We start from the raw sequence: 4,296 nt of genomic DNA on the forward strand, positions 1-4,296 counted from the left end.
GATGTGTATAAGAGACAGGCTCTCGCGGGTACGGGCGGTGTTCTCAGCCGGCCAGGCAGGACGGGCCGAGCAGCACCTTCAGGTCACCGAAGAGCGCCGGGTCGGGCTTGACGCGGTGCCGGTCCAGTCGCAGGACGGTGGTCTTGCGGGGGCCCTGGAGCCTGATGCGGACCTCGGTGTCGCCCCGGTGGTTGCCGAGGACCTCGCCGAGCCGGCTCACCATGGGCGGGGTGACCCGGACCGTCGGGATGGTCAGCACGATGGGCGCGTTGGTCCCGGCGTTGGAGATGTCGGGGACCTGCATCTCCATGGCGACCAGGCGCGGCACGTCCTCGCGCTTGTCCAGGCGCCCCTTGACGAAGACGACGGTGTCCTCGACGAGCTGGGTGGAGACCAGCTGGTAGGTGGCGGGGAAGAACATGCACTCGATGGAGCCCGCGAGGTCCTCGACGGTGGCGATGGCCCAGGCGTTGCCCTGCTTGGTCATCTTGCGCTGGAGGCCGGAGATGATGCCGCCGACGGTGACGATCGCCCCGTCGGCGTGCTCGCCGCCGGTGAGCTGGGAGATCGAGGCGTCCGACTTGTCGGAGAGCACGTGTTCCAGACCGAAGAGCGGGTGGTCGGAGACGTACAGGCCCAGCATCTCCCGCTCCTGGGCGAGCAGGTAGGACTTCTCCCACTCGACGTCGGAGAACTCCACGTCGAGCCCGAAGCCCGGCTCGTCGCTCTCCTCCTCGCCCATGCCGCCGAAGAGGTCGAACTGCCCCTCCGCCTCCTTGCGCTTGACCTGCACCACGTTGTCGATCATCGGCTCGTGGTGGGCGACGAGCCCCTTGCGGGTGTGCCCCATCTCGTCGAAGGCCCCCGCCTTGATGAGCGATTCGACGGTGCGCTTGTTGCAGACGACCGCCTCGACCTTGTCGAGGAAGTCGGGGAAGGAGGAGTACTTCCCCTTGGCCTTGCGGCACCGGATGATCGAGTCGACGACGTTCTGCCCGACGTTGCGGACGGCGGTGAGCCCGAAGAGGATCACGTCGTCACCCTGGGCGGCGAAGTTGGACTCCGACTCGTTGACGTTCGGCGGGAGCACCTTGATGCCCATGCGGCGGCACTCGTTGAGGTAGACCGCCGACTTGTCCTTGTCGTCCTTGACGGACGTCAGCAGCGCCGCCATGTACTCGGCGGGGTAGTTGGCCTTGAGGTAGGCGGTCCAGTAGGTGACCAGGCCGTACGCGGAGGAGTGCGCCTTGTTGAACGCGTAGCCGGCGAAGGGCACCAGGACGTCCCAGAGCGCCTGGATCGCCGCGTCCGAGTAGCCGTTCTTCTTGGCGCCGGCCTGGAAGAGGACGAAGTTCTTCGCCAGCTCCTCGGGCTTCTTCTTGCCCATCACGCGGCGCAGGATGTCGGCTTCGCCGAGCGAGTAGCCGGCGATGATCTGGGCGGCCTTCTGGACCTGCTCCTGGTAGACGATGAGGCCGTAGGTCAGGCCGAGCGTCTCCTTGAGCGGTTCCTCCAGCTCCGGGTGGATCGGGGTGATCTCCTGGCGGCCGTTCTTGCGCTCGGCGTAGTTCGTGTGCGAGTTCATGCCCATCGGGCCCGGCCGGTAGAGGGCCGAGACGGCGGAGATGTCCTCGAAGTTGTCGGGCTGCATCTGGCGCAGCAGCGAGCGCATGGGGCCGCCGTCGAACTGGAACACCCCGAGCGTGTCACCGCGGCAGAGCAGTTCGTACGTCTTGGGGTCGTCCAGCGGCAGGGAGAGCATCTCCAGGTCGATGCCCTTGTTGGCCTTCACCATCTTGATGGCGTCGTCCATGATCGTCAGGTTGCGCAGGCCCAGGAAGTCCATCTTGAGCAGGCCGAGCGACTCGCACTGGGGGTAGTCCCACTGCGTGATGGTGACGCCGTCGGTGTGCCGCACCCAGACCGGGGCGTGGTCGACGATGGGTTCGCTGGACATGATCACGCCGGCCGCGTGCACGCCCATCTGCCGGACCAGGCCCTCGACGCCCTTGGCGGTGTCGATGACCTTCTTGACGTCCGGCTCGTTCTCGTACATCCCCCGGATCTCGCCCGCCTCGCCGTAGCGCGGGTGCTTGGGGTCGGTGATGCCGCTGAGGTCGATGCCCTTGCCGAGGACGTCGGCGGGCATGGCCTTGGTCAGCCGGTCGCCCATCGCGTAGGGGTAGCCGAGGACGCGGGCGGAGTCCTTGATCGCGTTCTTGGCCTTGATCTTGCCGTAGGTGCCGATCATGGCGACCTTGTCGGCGCCGTACTTCTCGGTGACGTACCTGATCACCTCGACGCGCCGGCGCTCGTCGAAGTCGATGTCGACGTCGGGCATGGAGACGCGCTCGGGGTTGAGGAACCGCTCGAAGATCAGCCCGTGCTGGATCGGGTCGAGGTCGGTGATGCCCATGGCGTACGCGACGATCGAACCGGCGGCGGAGCCTCGGCCGGGGCCGACCGCGATGCCGTTGTTCTTGGCCCACATGATGAAGTCGGCGACGACGAGGAAGTACCCCGGGAACCCCATCTGGATGATGATGTCCATCTCGTACTCGGCCTGCTTCTGCCGGTCCTCGGGGACACCGCCGGGGTAGCGGCGGCCCATGCCGACCCGGACCTCCTCCTGGAACCAGGTGACCTCGGTGTAGCCCTCCGGGATCTCGAACTTCGGCATCAGGTCGCGCTTCTCGAACATGCCGGTGGTGTCGATCTGCTCCGCGACCAGCAGGGTGTTGGCGCAGCCCTGCTGCCAGGCGTCGGAGGAGTCGACGGCGTACATCTCGTCGGTGGACTTGATGTAGTAGCCGGTGCCGTCGAAGCGGAAGCGGTCCGGGTCGGAGAGGTTCTTGCCGGTCTGGATGCAGAGCAGGGCGTCGTGCGCGGTGGCCTCGTGGGCGTAGGTGTAGTGCGAGTCGTTCGTCACCAGCGGCGGGATGCCCAGCTTCTTGCCGATCTCCAGCAGCCCGTCGCGGACCCGGCGCTCGATCTCGATGCCGTGGTCCATCAGCTCCAGGAAGTACCGGCCCTCACCGAAGATGTCCTTGTAGTCGGAGGCCGCCTGGACCGCCTCGTCGAACTGGCCGAGCCGCAGCCGGGTCTGCACCTCGCCGGAGGGGCACCCGGTGGAGGCGATGAGGCCCTCGGACCACTGGGCGATGGTCTCCTTGTCCATGCGCGGCCACTTCTGCAGCCAGCCCTCGGCGTACGCGTCCGAGGAGAGCCGGAAGAGGTTGTGCAGACCCGTGCTGTTCGACGCCCAGATCGTCTTGTGGGTGTAACCACCCGAACCGGAGACGTCGTCGCGCTTCTGGTGCGGCTGGCCCCACTGGATCTTCCGCTTGTGCTTGCGCGACTCGGGGGCGACGTACGCCTCGATCCCGATGATCGGCGTGACCCCGGCCTTCTTCGCCGAGTGGAAGAAGTCGTAGGCGCCGTGGAGGTTGCCGTGGTCGGTCATCGCGATGTGCGACATGCCCATGCTGTTGCACGCCTCGAACATGTCCTTGAGCCGCGCGGCACCGTCCAGCAGCGAGTACTGGGTGTGGACGTGCAGGTGCGTGAAGGGCGGCTTGCTCACGGCGCTGTTCCTCCGGGGAGAACGGGCGAGGGCGACTGGGGGGACAGCGTGGAAGTCTACGTCCTGGCGCTGACGGACGACGGGTGCTCCCGGCGCCGGCCGCCCCGGGGGAGTTCCCGGACGCCCGCCCCTTCCGGCCTGATCAGCGGCGTCGCAGGTGCCTGGCGGCCGTCGCGCGCACGGCCCCCGGGCGCGCCGCCGACGGGTCCCGCCGGCCGGCCGGGTCCACCGGGTCGCGGCACCTTAGGGATCGCTTACAGGTTCACGTGGCACACTCTGCGGCGATGGACGTATCAGGGACTCCGGTCAGGGCGGTTCGCGCGGCGCTGTTCACCGCGCTCGTCGTCACGCTCTCGTCCGCGTCCCATGTGCTGCTCTCCCGGGTCCCGCTGCCGCTGGCGTCGATAGCGCTGCTGGCGGGCGTCGTCTTCGCGACGGCGTTCGCGCTGGCCGGCCGGGAGCGCGGCTTCGGGGCGATCGCCGGGCTGCTGATCCCGCTGGAGCTGGCCGCCGACACCGTCTTCACCACCGGGCAGCACCTCTGCTACGGCGCGGCGGGCGGCCCGATCGCCGGCCCGCTGCGCTCGGTGGGCGTGGACGTGCTCTGCGGCGGCGGCGCGCACGCCGGCTCCGACCGGCTCTCCGGCGTCGCCACGGTCGGCACACCGCTCGCGGGTGTGACGGGCACCGGCGACCGGGCGGCGGCCCTGCTG

1 protein-coding gene and 1 pseudogene are annotated in these 4,296 nt (G+C 68.4%); one reads left to right on the plus strand and one right to left on the minus strand.

Annotated features, from left to right (window positions below; all coding sequences use genetic code 11):
• Positions 1–43 precede the first annotated feature (43 nt).
• Positions 44–3,583 carry a DNA polymerase III subunit alpha gene (gene dnaE / locus IH13_RS0132090; protein ID WP_031089945.1) on the minus strand — a complete coding sequence of 1,180 codons (3,540 nt, stop codon included), beginning with the start codon at positions 3,581–3,583 and terminating at the stop codon, positions 44–46.
• 284 nt (positions 3,584–3,867) lie between these two features.
• Between dnaE and IH13_RS0132095 the strand changes: the two are divergent.
• Positions 3,868–4,296, plus strand: a pseudogene (locus tag IH13_RS0132095) (hypothetical protein); the annotation flags it as partial.

This window comes from Streptomyces sp. NRRL WC-3549, from assembly GCF_000721935.1.
GTDB lineage: Bacteria > Actinomycetota > Actinomycetes > Streptomycetales > Streptomycetaceae > Streptomyces.